Origin of the sequence: Pedobacter sp. Hv1 (assembly GCF_001412215.1) — a bacterium.
Classification (GTDB): domain Bacteria; phylum Bacteroidota; class Bacteroidia; order Sphingobacteriales; family Sphingobacteriaceae; genus Pedobacter.
Genome location: NZ_LLWP01000012.1, coordinates 120774 through 139517, shown reverse-complemented (window position 1 = coordinate 139517; position 18744 = coordinate 120774). Strand labels below are relative to the sequence as shown.

At 38.6% G+C, this 18744-nt stretch carries 13 protein-coding genes; 10 read left to right on the top strand and 3 right to left on the bottom strand.

Translation table 11 applies throughout. The annotated features are described in order from the left end of the window. Positions 1-9: 9 nt before the first annotated feature. The 6 genes from AQF98_RS20775 (at position 10) to AQF98_RS20750 (ending at position 8975) form a co-directional block, all read left to right on the top strand. Complete coding sequence (locus AQF98_RS20775; protein WP_055133890.1) at positions 10-1557, top strand: DHA2 family efflux MFS transporter permease subunit; 1548 nt, start codon at positions 10-12, stop codon at positions 1555-1557. A 233-nt stretch (positions 1558-1790) separates the two neighbouring features. Further along, a complete protein-coding gene (locus tag AQF98_RS20770) occupies positions 1791-4376 on the top strand; it encodes a phosphoenolpyruvate carboxylase (RefSeq protein ID WP_055133889.1) in 2586 nt (861 codons plus the stop codon). A 25-nt stretch (positions 4377-4401) separates the two neighbouring features. Next, positions 4402-4854: a GNAT family N-acetyltransferase gene (locus AQF98_RS20765; RefSeq protein ID WP_055133888.1), complete on the top strand. Its 453-nt coding sequence runs from the start codon at positions 4402-4404 to the stop codon at positions 4852-4854. 152 nt (positions 4855-5006) lie between these two features. Then, a complete protein-coding gene (gene ygiD, locus AQF98_RS20760) occupies positions 5007-5831 on the top strand; it encodes a 4,5-DOPA dioxygenase extradiol (protein WP_055133887.1) in 825 nt (274 codons plus the stop codon). Between the two features lie 179 nt (positions 5832-6010). Next, positions 6011-6508: a DUF3347 domain-containing protein gene (locus tag AQF98_RS20755; RefSeq protein ID WP_055133886.1), complete on the top strand. Its 498-nt coding sequence runs from the start codon at positions 6011-6013 to the stop codon at positions 6506-6508. 64 nt (positions 6509-6572) lie between these two features. Next, positions 6573-8975: a multicopper oxidase domain-containing protein gene (locus AQF98_RS20750; RefSeq protein ID WP_055133885.1), complete on the top strand. Its 2403-nt coding sequence runs from the start codon at positions 6573-6575 to the stop codon at positions 8973-8975. On the opposite strand, the gene AQF98_RS20745 is transcribed toward AQF98_RS20750, so the two are convergent. From AQF98_RS20745 to AQF98_RS20735, 3 genes are read right to left on the bottom strand one after another with little or no spacing between them, the layout of a single operon-like run. Then, positions 8965-9444 carry a DUF6265 family protein gene (locus tag AQF98_RS20745; RefSeq protein ID WP_055133884.1) on the bottom strand — a complete coding sequence of 160 codons (480 nt, stop codon included), beginning with the start codon at positions 9442-9444 and terminating at the stop codon, positions 8965-8967. The genes AQF98_RS20750 and AQF98_RS20745 overlap by 11 nt on opposite strands. Further along, entirely contained in the window at positions 9441-9965 is a 525-nt protein-coding gene (locus tag AQF98_RS20740) for a YfiT family bacillithiol transferase (protein ID WP_055133883.1), read from the bottom strand. Before AQF98_RS20740 ends, AQF98_RS20745 begins: the two co-directional genes overlap by 4 nt. Positions 9966-9972: 7 nt before the next feature. Then, positions 9973-11373 carry an aldehyde dehydrogenase family protein gene (locus tag AQF98_RS20735; RefSeq protein WP_055133882.1) on the bottom strand — a complete coding sequence of 467 codons (1401 nt, stop codon included), beginning with the start codon at positions 11371-11373 and terminating at the stop codon, positions 9973-9975. Positions 11374-11486: 113 nt separating this feature from the next. On the opposite strand from AQF98_RS20735, the gene AQF98_RS20730 reads away from it, so the two are divergent. The 4 genes from AQF98_RS20730 to AQF98_RS20715 all read left to right on the top strand — a co-directional run bounded on the left by AQF98_RS20730 (position 11487) and on the right by AQF98_RS20715 (position 18672). Continuing rightward, positions 11487-12689, top strand: a complete 1203-nt coding sequence (locus AQF98_RS20730) for a hypothetical protein (RefSeq protein WP_152969776.1) — start codon at positions 11487-11489, stop codon at positions 12687-12689. A gap of 142 nt (positions 12690-12831) precedes the next feature. Further along, on the top strand, positions 12832-14475 hold the full coding sequence (locus AQF98_RS20725) for a M14 family metallopeptidase (protein ID WP_055133880.1): 1644 nt from the start codon (positions 12832-12834) through the stop codon (positions 14473-14475). A 12-nt stretch (positions 14476-14487) separates the two neighbouring features. Next, positions 14488-16221, top strand: coding sequence for a M14 family metallopeptidase (locus tag AQF98_RS20720; RefSeq protein ID WP_055133879.1), 1734 nt, complete (start codon positions 14488-14490; stop codon positions 16219-16221). A gap of 48 nt (positions 16222-16269) precedes the next feature. Beyond that, positions 16270-18672, top strand: a complete 2403-nt coding sequence (locus tag AQF98_RS20715; RefSeq protein WP_055133878.1) for a prolyl oligopeptidase family serine peptidase — start codon at positions 16270-16272, stop codon at positions 18670-18672. Positions 18673-18744 lie beyond the last annotated feature (72 nt).

The following is an 18744-nucleotide window of genomic DNA, read 5'->3' as shown; positions in this document are numbered from 1 at the left end:
TCAATAAAAATGGCCGAAGTAGGTTTTAAAAAATGGATCATTACGTTTACGGTGATTACAGCTTCCCTTTTGGAGCTGATAGATACCACCATTGTAAACGTAGCGATCCCTCAGATACAAGGTAACCTAGGTGCAACCCTCGAGGACATCGCCTGGTTATCTACAGGGTACGCTGTTGCGAACGTAATCATCTTGCCCATGTCGGGTTGGTTGGGCAGTCGCTTTGGCCGTAAGAATTATTTCTTAACCTCAATTATTGTCTTTACCATTGCCTCTTTTTTATGTGGTAATGCAGTTTCGTTAGAGGAACTGATCGCTTTCCGTATTTTACAGGGTTTAGCTGGTGGTGGATTGATTTCTACGGCCCAATCTATCCTTTTAGAAACATGGCCTAGAGAAGACGTAGGCATTGCAACAGCGCTATTTGGTTTAGGTGCCGTTGTTGGACCAACTGTTGGACCAACCATTGGTGGTTACATCTTAGAAATTAGCGATTGGCCTTGGATATTTTATGTAAATATTCCCGTCGGTATCCTCGCCGCCTATTGTACCATTACCTTTATTAAAAAGACGCCAAAAGATGGAAAAGGACTGCCGGTAGATTGGTGGGGAATTTTGTTATTGGCCATTGCTGTTGGTAGTTTACAAACCCTTTTAGAAAAAGGAGAGAGTGAAGATTGGTTTGCTACGCCTTACATTACCGTATTGGCTGTAACTTCAGTATTCGGGCTATTGCTCTTTATTTGGCGAGAGCTCAGTACCGACCACCCGATCGTCAACTTTAAAATTATGCGGCACCGAAGCTTCTCTATTGGCATGTTTACATCCTTTATTTTAGGCTTTGGTTTATATGGATCGGTATTCGTTTTCCCTGTTTTCTGTCAGAATTTGTTAGGCTTCTCTCCGTTACAAACTGGCGAAATCTTATTCCCAGGTGGACTATGTACCATTGCCATGATGCCTTTTATCGGCATGTTCCTTAAAAAAGGAATTCCAGCACAGTTTATGGCTACCATAGGAATGTTCTTATTCTTTGTGTTTTGCGATATGTTGAGCAAATCTACACTATCATCCGGTACTGATCAGTTCTTTATGCCATTGGTAATTAGAGGTATTGGAATGGCATTGTTATTTGTTCCATTAACCACCTTAGCTATGCAAGACTTAAAAGGTACAGAAATTGGTCAAGGTTCTGGTTTAAATAACATGATGCGTCAATTGGGTGGTTCTTTCGGTATTGCAGCCTTAACTACTTTAATCCACACCCGTCAAGGTTTCCACAGAAATAACTTGTTAACCAACGTAAACGAATATAACCCTGCTTTTACAGAAAGATTAAATGGGTTTATCCATAATTTCATGGCCAAAGGAGCTTCGTATTTAGATGCCAAGGTTATGGCCATGAAAGCGATTGAAGGCTCGGTAGTTAAACAGACCTTATTGCTCACCTATAGCGATGCTTACTGGGTAGCTGGTATGGTGCTGCTGTGTTCTATTCCTTTGCTGTACCTGCAAAAATTCAAAAAGAACGTAAATGTTCCGGTTGATGCCCACTAAAATAAAACAGCCCTGATATAAATACCAGGGCTGTTTTTTCCCAAAAAATTAACAATTAGTCACAAGATTTTCGTTAAAGAAGACCTCGTGGATACTTTTAAAAGATTTTTTAACCTTTAATAAAATACAAGGTAGGGATTTTTTGCAAAATTTCAAAAATTATAATTGTCATTTTTTTTGTCCCTTTTTGTATTATTTTTGTTGTTAAGGTTCATTATTCTTACCTTATCAGCATGCAAGCACACCAACCTACTAGTCAACGCGAATCTATTTTTAATAATGAGGTTATTTCTCGTTTTGAGCTTTATAACAGCTTATTTTTAACCTTACCGTTTTATAAAGTAAAAGATACAGGAACTCTACTTCCCTTATTTATAAAAAGTTGCGAAGAAGGGGTAAAGAACCACGAAACCCCAGCAAAGCTAATTGAGCGGTTTTTTGAAAAATATACGCCCAATACCGATTCGCAAGAAATTATCGACCTTCTTTTTAGGTTCATCCAGTATATAGAAAGGCAAGTGGTATTGTTTGATGCCGTTGAAGATGCCTCGTTTAACAAACTCAATGTAAGCGATGAACAAAGTTCTTTAAGAGCCTTGTTTTTAAAGGCTAATGACGATCAAAAACTACATGAAAAGGTAGACCAACTTATTGAAGAATTCTCTCTTCGTTTAGTGTTAACAGCTCACCCTACCCAGTTCTATCCTGGTAGCGTGCTGGCCATTATCAACGATTTAACCATTGCCATTAGAGAAAATGACATTAGCACCATTAACCAGTTGCTGCAACAGTTAGGAAAAACTCCCTTTTTTAACAAAAAATCGCCAACACCTGTTGATGAAGCTTTGAGCTTGGCCTGGTACTTAGAAAATGTATTTTATTTCGCCGCAGCCAATATTCAATCTGGATTAAACCAGTTGCTGAACGAATATCATATCGATCCTAAAAAAATTATCGAATTGGGTTTTTGGCCAGGTGGCGATAGAGATGGCAACCCAAATGTTCATCCAGAAACGACTTTACAAGTTTCTAAAATGCTTCGTCAAATTTTATTTAGGTGTTATTACCGCGATTTTAGAAATTTAAAACGCAGAATTACCTTTAGAGGCGTTGAGGATACCATTTCCATTTTGCAGGATGTATTGTATAAAAATGCTTTCGATAGCAACCTAGAACCAAAAGATATCTCTGATTTCTTGATCACCAACCTTAACAAGATCAAAGGAATTTTAACTGCAGACCACGACAGTCTTTTTGTAGACCTGGTTGATGATTTATTGCGTAAAGTTGAGCTGTACCGCAGCCATTTTGCCTCATTAGACATTAGACAAGACAGCCGGATTTTAAGAGATGTACATGCGTATTGCCGTCAACAAAAACCAATCAACGCTTTATTTAACGAGGATTATGATCAGTTACCAGAAGCTGATAAATTAAAGGCACTCTCCTTTAGAAATGCCAAAATTATATACAGTGGCGAGCAAGACAGTTTGGTGCAAGATACCCTACAAACTATTGCGCAGATTAAAGAAATGCAACAGAGCAATGGAGAGAAAGCCTGTCATCGATTTATTATCAGCAACTGCCAACAGGCTAGCGACATTTTACAATTAATAGAATTGTTTTTATGGAATGGCTGGGAGGCTGATGAATTAAGCATTGATTTTGTGCCTCTTTTTGAAACCGTAAATGATTTAGCTGGTGCGGATGAAATTATGGAAACGTTATATACCCATCCATTTTATCAAAAACATTTGGCTAGCCGTGGCCGAAAACAAGACATCATGTTAGGTTTTTCTGATAGCACCAAAGATGGAGGTTACCTCATGGCAAACTGGTCTATTTTTAAAGCTAAGGTTAACTTATCTAAAGTAGCCGAAAAACATAAGGTTAAATTGGCCTTTTTTGATGGCCGTGGTGGACCACCATCTCGTGGAGGAGGCAAAACACATCGTTTTTATGCCTCAATGGGTAAAGAAATCGCCAATAAAAATATCCAATTGACCATTCAAGGGCAGACCATCAGCTCACAATATGGTTCTATAGATAGTGCCGAATTCAATATCGAACAATTGATCAATGCGGGGATTTCTTCAGGCGTTAAAGAAAAGCACAATGTGTTATTGGATACCGAAAATTACGACACGCTCGAAATTATGGCCAATGATAGTTATGAATCTTTTCTAGCCTTACGCAAACATCCTTTGTTTTTAGCCTATCTGCAAACTTTATCGCCTTTAAGCCTACTTTCAAAAATAACCATCAGTAGCCGCCCAGTAAAAAGAAATGCTGGCGAAGATTTAAAATTAGAAGATTTAAGGGCCATTAGCTTTGTTACATCATGGAGCCAATTGAAACAGAATATCCCAGGTTTCTATGGCATTGGAACGGCCTTGAAAAATCAAGAAAAGGCCGGAAATTGGGCTCAGGTAAGCAAAACCTACCAACAATCGGGTTATTTTAAAACTATCATCGATAACTGTATGATGTCTATGAGTAAATCTGATTTTGAAATTACTGCCTACTTGGCAAAAGACAAAAAATTTGGCGCATTTTGGGAAATTCTACATCAAGAATTTGAGCTTTCGAAAAGCATGTTGCTCAAACTGGCAGGTCACCAAAGTTTAATGGAAAACTATCCTGTAGAAAAACGTTCAATTGCCGTTCGCGAGAAAATTATTTTACCATTGGTGCTTATTCAGCATTATGCTTTAGAAAAACTACAACATCCATTAAATGAAGCGCAACGACAGGCTTATGAAAAATTGGCCATCCGCACGGTTTATGGTATTGTAAATGCAGGTCGAAACTTAGCTTAAAACCCATTATCAAAGAAAATAGCTTATGCAACTAACTTGGGTTTATAAAAATTTTAATGAGTTAACCACCATAGAGCTTTTTGACATTTTACACTTGCGTTGTGAGGTTTTTATAGTGGAACAAAATTGTGTTTATCAAGATATCGATGGAAAGGATAAAAAATCTTTTCACTTGATGGCTTGGAATGGTAATGAGCTCGTCGCTTATACCCGTTTAGTGCCTCCTGGTATTTCTTTTGAAGAAGCAAGCATTGGCAGGGTAATTACTTCCCCACGTTACAGAGGGCTTGGGGTAGGCATTACTTTAATAGAGAAAAGTATTGAACATACTTTACAAACCTATCATACCAATACCATTAAAATTGGCGCCCAGCTTTACCTTAAAAAGTTCTATTCAGATTTTGGCTTTGAACAGTGTAGTGATACCTACCTAGAAGATGGAATCCCTCATATTGATATGCTTTTGATCAAGCCATAGCGATACATCTTATTCATTTTGTTTATTATCATATGTCAATGGATCTAGCTCACTTGTTGCCGTATATTTGTAATACATTATGGCAAAAAAATATTTGGCTTTTTATTTGTTACCACAAATAATGAATAGCCAATCTGCTTAAAACTTTAACCATGACAACCCTTCATCAATTCAATAACTTCACTTCTGATCTTGACCATACAGCTATCATGCCCACGCTTTTTATGGGTCATGGTTCGCCCATGAATGGTATTGAAATAAACGAGTTTAGCACAAAATGGGCCGAAATGGCTTCGATTATTCCTGTTCCACAAGCTGTAATCATTATCTCTGCTCACTGGTTTACCAGGGGTACAAAAATTACAGCGATGGATTTTCCTCCTACCATTCATGATTTTGGCGGGTTTCCTCAAGCGCTTTTTGATGTACAATACCCTGCCCCGGGCAACCCAGAATTGGCCAAAGAAACGGCAGACTTATTACACTCAACAAATGTTGTTTTAGACCACGATTGGGGTCTAGATCATGGCGCTTGGTCGGTCATTAAACACATGTATCCCGAGGCTAATATTCCTGTTTTACAATTGAGTATTGATTATACCAAAAATGCCCGTTATCATTATGAACTGGCTAAAGAACTTTCTGCACTTCGCAAAAAGGGAGTACTGATTTTAGGGAGTGGCAATATGGTTCACAACCTACGAATGGTAAGCTGGGACATGATTAAAGGTGGAGGCTACGATTGGGCATTGGACATGAATGACAAATTCAAAACCCTGATCACCAACAAAGACCATGAACCCTTGATCAACTATCAAAGTATGGGTAACGCTGCCATGTTGGCCATACCAACCCCAGAGCATTACCTCCCATTAATGTACACTTTAGGCCTGCAAAATGGAAATGAAGAGGCTACATTATTTAACGATAAAGCAATAGGTGGTTCTTTAACCATGACTTCTGTAATGATTGCCTAAGCTCAGAAATTATATAACTTTTATCGGTTATAGTGTAACACTTCCTGCTGTCGTGATTATAATTTTGTATCATAAATTTATAATCATGGCATGTTTTTGCTTTTCGGTGCTCCATCAAGCCACAGCAATTCCCGCTGTCATGGTCAGATTGATGCTGTAAACCCTAAATCTATAATAAAATGAAAAAATTATTTTTATCCTTGCTAATGTTAGCCATGTTTTTTAGTGCTAATCATCTTTTTGCACAGCAAGGCGACAATGCCTTTCCTCAATTGCTAAACTCGTACTATGACGTTAAAAATGCACTTGTAAGCAGCGATGCCAATATAGCTGCATCAAAAGCAACTGTACTTTTAAGTGCAGTAAAGGCTGTAGATGCTAAAAAGCTTTCTGAAAAAGACAAAAAGGCTTTTGCCCTATTAAAAGACAAGCTGGTTTTAGATGCCGAACACATTGCTGAGAGTAAGGATGTTGACCATCAGAGAGATCATTTCTCTACCTTATCCACAAATGTATATGCATTGGCAAAAGCTGTAAAATTAACCGATAAACCTGTTTATTATGATTACTGCCCAATGAAAAAAATGTATTGGTTAAGTGATGAACAAGCGATTAAAAATCCATATTATGGAAAATCAATGTTAACCTGTGGCAAAATTACAGAAACGATTAAGTAACTTTAATACATGGGTTTATTAAAGCAATAAACCCATGTAATTCTACTAAACTAATCCTTCTTTGATGAAAAAAGTAGCCCTTTTAAGTTTGTTCATGCTATTTTATACTGTCGTTTTCGCACAGCATGAAAATATGGAAAACACAAAAGGGCAGGATAAGTTAACCCTATACACTTGCCCTATGCATCCCGAAATAAAGGAGAGCATGCCGGGTAAATGTCCCAAATGTGGAATGAAACTAGTGCCCGAAACCCCAAAACAGGCACCTATACCAGTAGTATCAAAAACGGTTCCCACACAAACACGAACAAACCAAGCTCCTCCCAGAACTGTTCGATACGATCTTTACATTGCTGATACAGTGGTCAACTTTACAGGAAAACCCAAAAGAGCAATTGCCGTGAATGGCAGTATTCCAATGCCTACCTTAACCTTTACCGAAGGTGATACGGCAGCAATTTATGTACATAACAATTTGAATGAGGAAACTTCCCTGCATTGGCATGGTTTATTTCTTCCCAATCAATACGATGGGGTGCCCAACTTAACCCAAATGCCCATAAAACCACATACCACACATGTGTATAAGTTTCCTATCATTCAAAACGGCACCCATTGGTACCATAGCCATACTGGTTTACAAGAACAAATAGGCATGTATGGCGCAATGATCTTGAACAAAAGAAACGAACTCGCTCTCCCAACTATCCCGATTGTATTGAGCGAATGGACAGACATGAACCCCAAAGAGGTACAAAGAAGTTTACACAATGCAACTGATTGGTTTGCCATTAAAAAAGGAACAACCCAAAGTTATGTCGAAGCAATCAGATCAGGGAATTTCAAAACAAAACTGGCCAACGAGTTTAAGCGCATGAATGCGATGGACGTAAGTGATGTTTATTACGATCGGTTTTTGATTAATGGAAAAGAACAATTTACAGCAACAACTTTAAAAGCAGGCGATAAAGTAAGATTGCGCATCGCCAATGCTGGCGCTTCTACTTACTTTTGGCTAAATTATGCTGGCGGTAAAATTACAGTAGTTGCTAATGATGGCAACGATGTGGAGCCAATTGAGGTAGACCGATTGATCATTGCAGTTTCTGAAACCTATGATGTAATTGTAACCGTTCCTGAAAATAAGAGCTACGAGTTTTTGGTTACCCCAGAAGACCGCACCAAATCGGCCTCCTTATGGCTTGGAAATGGCCCAAAAGTACAAGCAACACCCATGCCCAAACTCAAGTATTTTGAAGGCATGAAAATGATGAATGGCATGATGGCCATGAATGGTGATCTGATACAAATGGATGGCATGCAAATGCAGAACCAGCTAATGGATATGAATACGGTCATGTATCCTGAAATAACTGGATATGAAAAGGCAACAAAGAAAAAAAGCAATCAGAATGGGAAAGAAATGGACATGGACATGTCTACCGATCAGCCTGATCTTGTTACCTTAAACTACGACATGTTGCGTGCTCCCCAAAAAACAGTTTTACCAAAAGGTCCAACAAAAGAATTAAAGTTTGCCCTAACTGGCAACATGAATAGATATGTATGGACCTTAGATGACAAAACTGTCTCCGAGTCTGACAAGATTCTGATCAAAAAAGGAGAAAATGTAAGAATTGTGCTCTACAATAACAGCATGATGAGACATCCGATGCATTTACATGGGCATGATTTTAGGGTATTAAACAGCCAGGGTGATTATGCTCCGCTAAAAAACGTCTTAGACATTATGCCTATGGAAAAAGATACCATAGAGTTTGCTGCTTCAGAAAGCGGAGACTGGTTTTTCCATTGCCATATTTTGTACCACATGATGAGCGGAATGGGAAGAATATTCAGTTATGAGAACTCGCCACCAAACCCCGAAATACCCGATCCTAAATTGGCCCAACGCATGTTATTTGCAGACGACAGGATGTTCCATTTTATGGCCGAAAATGATTTTGCTAGCAATGGGAATGATGGAATGGCCATGTTGGCCAACACCCGTTGGAATATTGCAACAGAATGGCGTTTAGGCTATAAGGCCATGCATGGCTATGAAGTAGAGACCCATATTGGCCGATACCTTGACCGAATGCAATGGGTAATGCCTTTTATAGGTTTCGATTGGCGCTACCGAAAAATGGGAATGGATGAACATGAAAAAAATATTTTCGGACAAAAAAACACCAAAGACAAGAGAGCACTGCTATCGGCAGGTATTGAATACACCTTACCTATGCTCATTAAAGCACAAGCAGAAGTTTACCATGATGGCAATTTACGGTTTCAATTAATGAGAGAGGATATTCCTGTTTCTAAAAGATTAAGAGCCAGTTTTATGCTGAATACGGATAAAGAATACATGGGTGGACTTAAATTTATCGCCACTAAATATGTTTCTTTAAGTACACATTACGATAGTGATATGGGTTTTGGTGGCGGAATTACCCTTAATTACTAAGGTTTTTACGTTGGTAAGCAAACTCCATCTTCATTTTCTTTCCGTTCAATTCTCCCTCTATCCAAGCCACTAAACTTGTTTTTCCTTTATTTTCGTAAACAATTCGCTGCGGAAAATCATGCTTTTTATTTTCAAAGATGAAAATATTGTCTTTTACAGAGATCAACTTAAAATTAGTTGTGCCTTGGTTATCCTTTTCAAAACCAGTTACCGAAAAATAAAGTTCATCATCAATGGTAATCACTTTGATTTTTTCGGTTAAAACACTGTCTCCATTCAAATGGTGTTTGTAGCATTTTCCACTTAAGCCCTTCCCATCTTTTTTCCAGATTTCAGAGATATTTCCTTTCGCATTTTTCATCTCCCAAGCCCCTATCAAGAAATAAAATTGTTTAATCGATTGGCGTTGTGCCCTAACGGGTAAGCTCAATGTAACTCCTAAAATGAGCAGCATCAAATAATTTTTCATTTTATTGTAGATTTAATATGTGCCAAATGATGTTTACCATGCCAAGCATAGTTACCCAAAAGATAGGCCATTGTAAATTCCAGCTGTACTTCGGGATGAAAATAAGTGCGTTCAAAATCTTGAGGTGTTAGTGTCTTCAGCAAAACCACCAATCGGGCATGTATTGCCTTTAAAATCGCTATTGAAAGTTGGATGTCTCCTGTTTTTCCATCTGCCAACTCTGCCCATTTATGCTCAAGATAAGGTCTAATCTGTGGTTTTTCTTCTGTTAAAGTGAGGTGAAATCGCATGTAAGCATTGATATGACTATCTGCCAAGTGATTAACCACCTGTCTTACCGTCCACCCACCTGGGCGATAAGGAATTTCCAGCTGGTCTGCAGTTAACGTTTGGGTAAGCTCAATGAGGTCTTGCGGAAAGCACGCAAGGTCTTCAATCCATTCTTGAATTTGGGTGAAGGAGATCGGCGTTGGCGGATCGTACTTCCCAATTGGATATTTCAGTTTCTCTAGCTCTTGCATAAGCAAATTACATAATTTTCTTCAAAAGGTTCAGCACCCACTCCTTTCCCTCGTACGGTGGATAGATCATCTTATTGAAATCTACACCTCTTTGAAAAACAACAGCCCTTTCATGAGAAAAGTTTTTAAAGCCAAAAAAACCGTGACTACTGCCAATGCCACTTCCATTTACTCCGCCAAAAGGCAGCTTAGGGTTCGAAATATGGATCAATACATCATTAACGCAAGTACCACCCGCACTTGTATTTTTGATGATATACTTGACCTTTTTGCTGTTTGTACTAAAGATATATAAAGCAAGTGCTTTACTTTTTTCATTAATCTGGGCAATTACTTCTTCTATATTTTGGTAAGAAACAATGGGTAAAATAGGCCCAAATATTTCTTCTTCCATTACTTTGGCTCCAGTAGGTATTTGGGTTAAAATAACAGGATAAATGGTTTGGTTTTGCTCCTCAAAAGTTCCTCCAAAATTTATCCTCGCACCTTTTTCAACGGCTTCGTCTACCAATTCTTTTAACCTTTTATACTGTTTAGGGTTAACAATTTTACCATACACGGCGGGATCAATTTGATCTTTTGTTTTAAAGTACATTTGATGGACCGCAGCTTTATACAGCTCAATAAACTCATCAACTTGTTGCTCATGTACAAAAACATAATCAGGTGCAATACAGGTCTGCCCACTGTTAACCAATTTGCCCCAGGCTATTTTTGTTGCCGCTTTTTCAAGGTTTACTTCCTGATCAATAATCGTTGGCGATTTCCCTCCCAATTCTAGAGTAACCGAAGTTAAATTTTTAGAAGCAGCTTCCATCACTACTTTACCAACTGCAGTACTTCCGGTAAAAAAGATGTGATCGAAAGGCAATTTTAACAAGGCTGTTGATACTTCTACAGCTCCTTCAAAACTGGCCACTTCTTGCTCGTTAAATGCCTCAGCTATAATTTCACTTACAATGCTACTTGTTGCGGGACTAAGTTCTGATGGTTTGAGCATAACGCAGTTGCCTGCGGCAATGGCCGAAATTAATGGCCCCATGGTTAATTGAAATGGATAATTCCATGGCGAGATAATCAAACAAACGCCTTTTGGCTCATAATATAACCTGTTTTTAGCAAAAGGATTGCTTAAGGTTTTACCTACGCGTTTGGCACGCATCCAAGCGCTAAGATTTTTAATGGCAAAATCCAATTCGCCGTAAATAAAAATCAGCTCTGTTACCGCACTTTCAAAAGTGCTTTTACGTAGATCGCTTTGTAAAGCCTTGTAAATTTTGTCCTCATTTTTTGCAATAGCGGCCTTTAAAGCTTTTAGTTTTGCAATCCTTTCCGCCGCATTACTTTTTCTAAGTGTATATTTGTATGCTTGCTGTAAATTAAAAACTAAATTAATTTTTTGCTCCATAGGTTTGAGGCTAAGGCATTAGTGATTTGTTAAATATAGTTAAATGGCATCAAAGTTCATCAAAAACACATCTAATTAAAGCATATTGCGTATATATTTTATATCCTTATAAAATGATGAAGAAGTTATCTCTTATTTTAGTCTTAACGGCTTTTTTAACTCAGGTTAAAGCTCAAACATTAAAACCTGATGTTTTGGTAATTGGCAACGGAAATGCTGCTGTAGCTGCGGGTTTACAATCGGCAATTTCTGGTGTAAAAACCACCATTTTACTACAGGCCGGAGGCTTTGACATTTCGCCGATCTCTGCCGATCTGAGTTCTGGTATTGAGGCTACTTTTCTAAAAAAGATCAGAGAAGCCAAACAGATCAAAGACAGTACACAGTCCTTTACTTTTAATAAACAAACCGCTAATGAGGTGTTAACAACCTGGGCCGAAAGTCTTAAAAACCTAACCATTATTAAAAATGTATTATGGGTTAAGGCAGACCGTTCTGGAAAAAACTGGAGCTTTAAGTTAAATGATGGCAGATCCATTAGACCTAAAGTATTGATCAATCCCGCAGATTCAAAGCTGAATGATGCATTGAAAATTACTGCAAATGCAAATAGCAATTGGACAAAATTAGACTATAACAACACCATTTATAGAACCAGTGTTGCTGCCGGTAAGTTAATGAATGGCACAGTAGGCAATATTTTTTCTATGTACCAGTTCTTTATTCCAGCACAAGAAAACTTGGTTTGGATTAACGATACCCAAAGTATGTTACTGGGGCAAGCCGCCGGTGCAACTGCGGCTTATGCTGCCTTTTTTAAAACTCAAACATCCTTGTCTAACGTAAAAACTATTCAGGGAGAATTGGTTAATTATAAATTGGCCATTGTTCCATATACCGACATTAAGCAAGCAGATACCAATTGGAAAGCGATCCAAATGGTTGGATTAACTGGCGTAATTAAAGGAGAAATCGGAAACAATGCTGTTCAGTTTTTACCGAATCAATTGGTAAGTACAGCAGAAGTGAAACAGCCCATTAAAGACTTTTATTACAAGGCGCAAATTTGGTTCGACGATTATAAAAATCCACAAATGACCATTGGCGCTACCATTGATATGATTTGTTATGTAGGCAACAAATCGATAGAAAGCACCAAAAAAGAGTTGGAAAAGAAATGGAAAACAACCTATCAATTCAAAACCGATTTAGATCCAAATAGAGAGATCAATCGCAGAGAATTTGCCGTTTTACTCCAAGATTATATGCCTCCATTTAATGTCAATATTGATCAATTGGGCAAAGTGGTGAGATAATAAGGCTTAAGTTTGGGCCTTGGTTCGTGTTGATACGAACCAAGTGCCGGAATCCCTTTACTGTAACATTTATAAAATCTTGTTGAGCTTTAGTTTATGTAAATGCTTTTTTCTATAAATTGCACATATAACCTCAACAAACATGAAGAAACTTTACCTTTTCAACCTGTTTTTTCTGCTATTGCTATGCAATGTTTTCGCACAAAACCAACAGGATTACAGTAACAATGCCCGTTTAGCCCAAAGGGTTAAAGCGCTAGCAGAAAAATACCCACAATGGGTTAAAACAAAAACTTTAACGCAAACAGCAGGTGGCAAAGACATCTGGATGTTAACTTTAGGCACCGGAAAAACCGAAGACAAACCTGCTATTGCAGTGGTTGGCGGTGTAGAAGGTAAACACCTTTTGGGTGTAGAAATGGCCATTGGCTTTGCCGAAAAATTAATGGCAGCTTCTGCTACCGACAGCATTAAAAATCTATTGAACAAACAAACGTTTTATGTTTTTCCTAACATGAGCCCTGACGCTACGGAGCAATATTTTGCTAAAGTGAGATCAGAACGTAGTGGAAATGCAACCAAAACAGACGACGATAGAGATGGAAAGTTAAATGAAGACGATATCGACGACCTTGACGGAAACGGAAAGATCACCATGATGCGTATTCTTAACCCAACCGGAAAATATAAATTAAACCCAGACGATCCTCGTTCGCTCTTAATTGCAGATGCAAGCAAAGGTGAAGCTGGAAAATACATCTTGCTGTCTGAAGGGATCGATAACGATAAAGATGGCGATTTTAATGAAGATGGTGATGGTGGCGTAAATTTCAACAGAAACTCGAGTTACAACTACAAAAATTTCGTTCCAGGAGCAGGCGAATATGCAGTTTCTGAAAAGGAAAACAGAGCCTTGTTCGATTTCCTTTTTGATGCTTTTAACGTGTACGCAGTAGTTACTTTTGGTCCGGTTAATAACCTATCTACTCCTGTAACTTTTAATCCTTCTGCATTAACTAAAAGAATTATTACAGGTTGGTTTGATGCCGATGTAAAAGCCAATGCCTTGGTTTCTGAAAAATACAATAAGATTACCAAAACCAAAGATGCACCAAAAACACAGGCAGAAAGTGGCGATTTTTCGCAATGGGCCTATTTCCACTATGGTCGCTTAAGTTTCAGTACACCGGGTTGGTGGGTGCCAAAAGTAGCCCCAGATTCTACCCGTAAAGAGAAAAAATTCACTAACGAAGATCCAACAGCGGCTTACTTGCGTTGGGCCGCCAGTCAAGGAATAACCAATACTTTTACTCCTTGGAAAGCGGTTAACCATCCTGATTTCCCTGGACAAACCGTAGAAGTAGGTGGTATTGATCCTTTTGTATTGATCAATCCTCCGTATAAAATGGTTGATGGAATTGTAGGCAAACATACCGACTTTATTGTAAGCTTAGCAGGAATGGCTCCTCAGGTAGACTTTGTAAATGTAAAAACAGAAAAAGTTTCGGATGGCTTAACGCGAGTAACCTTAAGCATCATCAACACCGGCGACTTATCAACTTATACCAAAGTAGGCGACAGAAGCTATTTCTTAAAAAAGATTGCCGTAAAAGTAAATACCAACACCAACCAAACGGTAGTTAGCGGTCGCAAAACCCAAACTTTAGAAAGCATCCAGGGCAAAGAGTTCAAAGAACTGACCTGGCTAATTAAAGGTAGTGGCAAGGTAACGATTGATGCGGGTAGCCCAACAACAGGAAGTAAATCAATCGAGGTATCACTATAATCAAAAAAGACAATGAGAATTAAACATACTATTCTTCTGGCTGCAATGATTTTGTGCGCCGGAGTTTTAAAAGCCCAACAATCTGCAAATGTATTGGCAGCAGTGGGTACCCCACCAAACCCCAAGGTTACCGTTAGCTGGAACCGCTACAACGATTACACCGCAATTACAGATATCTGCAAAAAATTAGCCGCAGCTCACCCAACATTGGTTAAATTGGAATCGATGGGAAAATCCTTTCAAGGAAAAGACCTTTGGGTAATGACCATTACAGATAGCAAAATTGGCACTGCAGATAAAAAACCTGCCATGTATATTGATGGAAATATCCACTCTAATGAAATACAGGGAAGTGAATTTGCTTTGTACACCGCATGGTATTTGGTAGAGATGTATGCCGCAGGCAACAAATCGATCCAATCTTTATTGGCTGATAAAACATTCTATATTGCCCCTACCATCAACCCAGATGCTAGAGACAATTATATCCATCAGGCCAATACTGCACACTCTCCACGTACTGGATTAATTCCAATAGACAACGACCGTGATGGAGCAACAAACGAAGATGGTTTTGATGATTTAGATGGTGATGGCCATATTGTAATGATGCGCCGTAAAAGTGCAACCGGACGTTATAAAGTTGACCCTACAGATCCAAGAAGAATGATCATGGTAGGTTACGACGAAAAAGGCGAATACGAGCTTTTAGGTTCTGAAGGAATTGACAATGATGGTGATGGTTTTGTAAACGAAGACGGAGAAGGTGCTTATGACCCTAACCGCGATTGGGGATGGAACTGGCAACCAAATTATATCCAAAGTGGAGCTTACAAATACCCCTTCTCTATTCCAGAGAACAGAGCGGTGGTAGATTTTGTAATGAAACACCCTAACATCGCAGCAGCGCAATCGTATCACAATAATGGTGGTATGATTTTAAGAGGCCCTGGTGCTTTAGAAGATTTAGATACTTACAATGCACAAGATGTTAGAGTATACGATGCCTTGGGTAAAAAAGGTGAAGAAATGCTTCCGGGCTACAAGTATCTGGTTGTTTATAAAGACCTTTATTCTGTATTTGGCGGCGAATTAGATTGGTTTTATGGTGGAAGAGGAATTTATACCTTCTCTAACGAGCTATGGACTGGTTATTCGATGTACAATAAAGCTGATGGAGAAGATAGCCAAGGCCAGTTGTATACTTTCGATAGAGACCTTTTAATGAAAGATGCATTTGTAGACTGGCATCCATTTAAACACCCAACTTATGGCGATATTGAAATTGGTGGGTTCAAAAAAACCTATACCCGTTTACACCCAGGGTTTTTATTAGAAAGCGATGCACACCGTAACATGGCATTTAGCGTGTTCCATGCCTACAATATGCCAAAATTAGTGGTTGGCGAAATCGAAGTAAAAGATATTGGTGGTGGATTAAAACAAGTAACTGCAGTAGTAAGCAACGACAGGATGATCCCTACACACTCTAGTCAGGATGTAAAAAACAACATTGAAATTCCAGATATGATTTCCTTAACTGGTGGAACTGTTGTTGCCGGAATGATTGTAAACAACCGAGATATGGATATCACAACTGAACAAAAGTTAGATCCAACCAATATCAGGGTAAATAACATTGCTGGTAATTCGTTCGTAACCGTTCGTTGGTTAGTTAAAGGAGGCACTAAATTTACTGTAAATGTAAGCAGTAAAAAGGGTGGCTTAGCAAGCAAATCAAATTAACAAAGCTCGTCCTGCTGAATTCAGCAGGACTTTTTAATATTATATCACATGAAAAAATATCTATTTCTCTTTTTATTAGCTGCATCGGTTGCACAGGCCCAGCAAGTTGCGCCATTAACGGTGCAAAAAATAATGCGTGATCCTAAATGGATGGGGAATGCACCAACAAACTACCGCTGGTCTGACGACAGCAAAACAGTATTCTTTAGTTGGAATCCTGAAAACAAAGACAAAGATCAGGCTTATAAAGTAAGTGTACTTTCTAATAAACCAGAAACCACCGAAGACAATGCCGCTGAAAAAGCCACAGGCATCAACTATACCTACAATAAGGATAAATCTTTTGGCCTAACTGAAAAAGGTGGGGATATTTATTTCTACAATTTCAAAAGCAAAAAAGAGTCGAGGTTAACCAATACCGTAGACCGCGAAAGTGGCGCTCGTTTCCTTTACAATAACGATGTTGTTTTTCAACGTGGTGATAACCTTTTCCAATTAAATTTAACTACAAATGAGCTTAAACAGCTTACCAACTTTGTAAAAGGTAAAAGACCAGGAGCAACACCAATGGCCGGAGCACCTGAAAGAACTGCTCCAAGTGTACAAGATACTTGGTTAAGAACTGATCAAACTGCTTTGTTTGATATCATTAAAAAAAGAAACAGACAAGGTGGCAACAGAGGCCAAGCAGCTGGTAGCCCTCGTCGTTTTGGATTAGGTGGTGGTAATGATGCCAATACACGTACCATTAAAGCAATCTACTTAGATGATAAGTTTTTATCAGGATTGGTGGTTAGTCCAGATGGAAAATATGTGAGTTACCGTTTAACCACTCCGGTTACCACTAACCACAACACCATTGTTCCAAATTATGTAACTGCTTCTGGTTATACCGAAGATATTCCAGGCCGCACCAAAGTTGGCGAGATCCAAACAGTATCTGAAAGTTTCTTATATGATGGCGAAAAAGATAGCGTATATGTAGTAAAAGCTGCACAAATACCCGGCATTAAAGATTTGCCAGATTATGTAAAAGATTACCCTAAACAATTAGAAGAACGCACCAAGAAAAACGAAGACCGTAAAGTAAATTTCGGAACCGCAATTTGGAATACAGATGGAACAACCGCGATTATTACTGCAGATGCGTTGGATAATAAAGATTTTTGGATCTTAAAATTAGATGCCGCTACTGGAAACGTAAGTGTGTTAGACCGTCAACGTGATGAAGCTTGGATTGGTGGCCCTGGTGTTGGTCGTGGTATAGAATGGATAGACAACAACCGTTTCTATTACCAAAGCGAAGCTACTGGCTATTCACATCTTTATACTTATAACGTAAGCACTGGCGAGAAAAAACAGTTGACTTCTGGCAAATGGGAAGTACAAAGAGCGCAACTTTCAAAAGATAAAACGGTATTTTATATCAGTGGCAATAAAGAGCATCCAGGTATTACACATTTTTATAAAATCAGTGTAAACGGAGGCGATCTTATTCAGCTTACCTCTATGAAAGGTGGTAATGAAATCACAATGTCGCCAGATGAAAAATGGTTAGCGATCAATTATTCGTACATGGACAAACCGTGGGAATTGTATATTCAAGAAAATAAACCAGGCGCAAAAGCAGTGCAGATTACCAAATCTACTAGTACTGAATTCGATAGTTACAAATGGCGTCAACCTGATTTGGTTTCCTTTAAAAACCGTTATGGTGCAGATGTGTATGCAAGAGTTTATCCTGCATCTAAACCACATCCAAATAAACCAGCGGTAGTATTTGTACATGGTGCAGGTTACCTTCAGAATGTACATTATTGGTGGAGCCAGTATTTTAGAGAATACATGTTCAACAATTTGTTAGCAGACAATGGCTATACTGTAATTGATATCGATTATACCGCAAGTTCTGGCTATGGTAGAGATCACCGTACCGGCATCTACAGAAACATGGGTGGTAAAGATTTAACAGACCAAGTTGATGGCGTTAAAATGTTGGTAGAGAAATATGGGGTTAATCCAAAGCATGTGGGGCTTTACGGAGGCTCGTACGGAGGTTTCATTACCTTAATGGGCTTATTCAAGGAGCCAGAAGTTTTTGCTTCTGGAGCGGCGCTACGTTCGGTTACAGATTGGGCACATTATAACCATGGTTATACCGCTAACATCTTAAACGAACCATTTAACGATCCAATTGCTTATCAGCGCAGCTCTCCTATTTATTACGCTGATAAACTTAAAGGAGACCTAGTGATGTTGCATGGTATGGTAGATGTAAACGTACATTTCCAAGACATTGTTAGACTTACACAACGTTTCATCGAATTAGGTAAAGACAATTGGGAGTTAGCTGTTTATCCAGTAGAAGATCATGGTTTTGTAGAACCAAGCAGCTGGACAGACGAGTACAAACGTATTTTTAAATTGTTTGAAACTACATTAAAGAAATAGTTAGCTTTCCATATTAGCTTAAAATCAAAGCCTCCTGATCAATTCAGGGGGCTTTTTCTTTAATCGAAATAA

Excerpts from the sequence above, each read along its gene's own strand:
- AQF98_RS20775 (WP_055133890.1), top strand. The coding sequence starts at position 10 with ATGGCCGAAGTAGGTTTTAAAAAATGGATCATTACGTTTACGGTGATT.
- AQF98_RS20770 (WP_055133889.1), top strand. The coding sequence starts at position 1,791 with ATGCAAGCACACCAACCTACTAGTCAACGCGAATCTATTTTTAATAAT.
- AQF98_RS20765 (WP_055133888.1), top strand. The coding sequence starts at position 4,402 with ATGCAACTAACTTGGGTTTATAAAAATTTTAATGAGTTAACCACCATA.
- ygiD (WP_055133887.1), top strand. The coding sequence starts at position 5,007 with ATGACAACCCTTCATCAATTCAATAACTTCACTTCTGATCTTGACCAT.
- AQF98_RS20755 (WP_055133886.1), top strand. The coding sequence starts at position 6,011 with ATGAAAAAATTATTTTTATCCTTGCTAATGTTAGCCATGTTTTTTAGT.
- AQF98_RS20750 (WP_055133885.1), top strand. The coding sequence starts at position 6,573 with ATGAAAAAAGTAGCCCTTTTAAGTTTGTTCATGCTATTTTATACTGTC.
- AQF98_RS20745 (WP_055133884.1), bottom strand. The coding sequence starts at position 9,444 with ATGAAAAATTATTTGATGCTGCTCATTTTAGGAGTTACATTGAGCTTA.
- AQF98_RS20740 (WP_055133883.1), bottom strand. The coding sequence starts at position 9,965 with ATGCAAGAGCTAGAGAAACTGAAATATCCAATTGGGAAGTACGATCCG.
- AQF98_RS20735 (WP_055133882.1), bottom strand. The coding sequence starts at position 11,373 with ATGGAGCAAAAAATTAATTTAGTTTTTAATTTACAGCAAGCATACAAA.
- AQF98_RS20730 (WP_152969776.1), top strand. The coding sequence starts at position 11,487 with ATGATGAAGAAGTTATCTCTTATTTTAGTCTTAACGGCTTTTTTAACT.
- AQF98_RS20725 (WP_055133880.1), top strand. The coding sequence starts at position 12,832 with ATGAAGAAACTTTACCTTTTCAACCTGTTTTTTCTGCTATTGCTATGC.
- AQF98_RS20720 (WP_055133879.1), top strand. The coding sequence starts at position 14,488 with ATGAGAATTAAACATACTATTCTTCTGGCTGCAATGATTTTGTGCGCC.
- AQF98_RS20715 (WP_055133878.1), top strand. The coding sequence starts at position 16,270 with ATGAAAAAATATCTATTTCTCTTTTTATTAGCTGCATCGGTTGCACAG.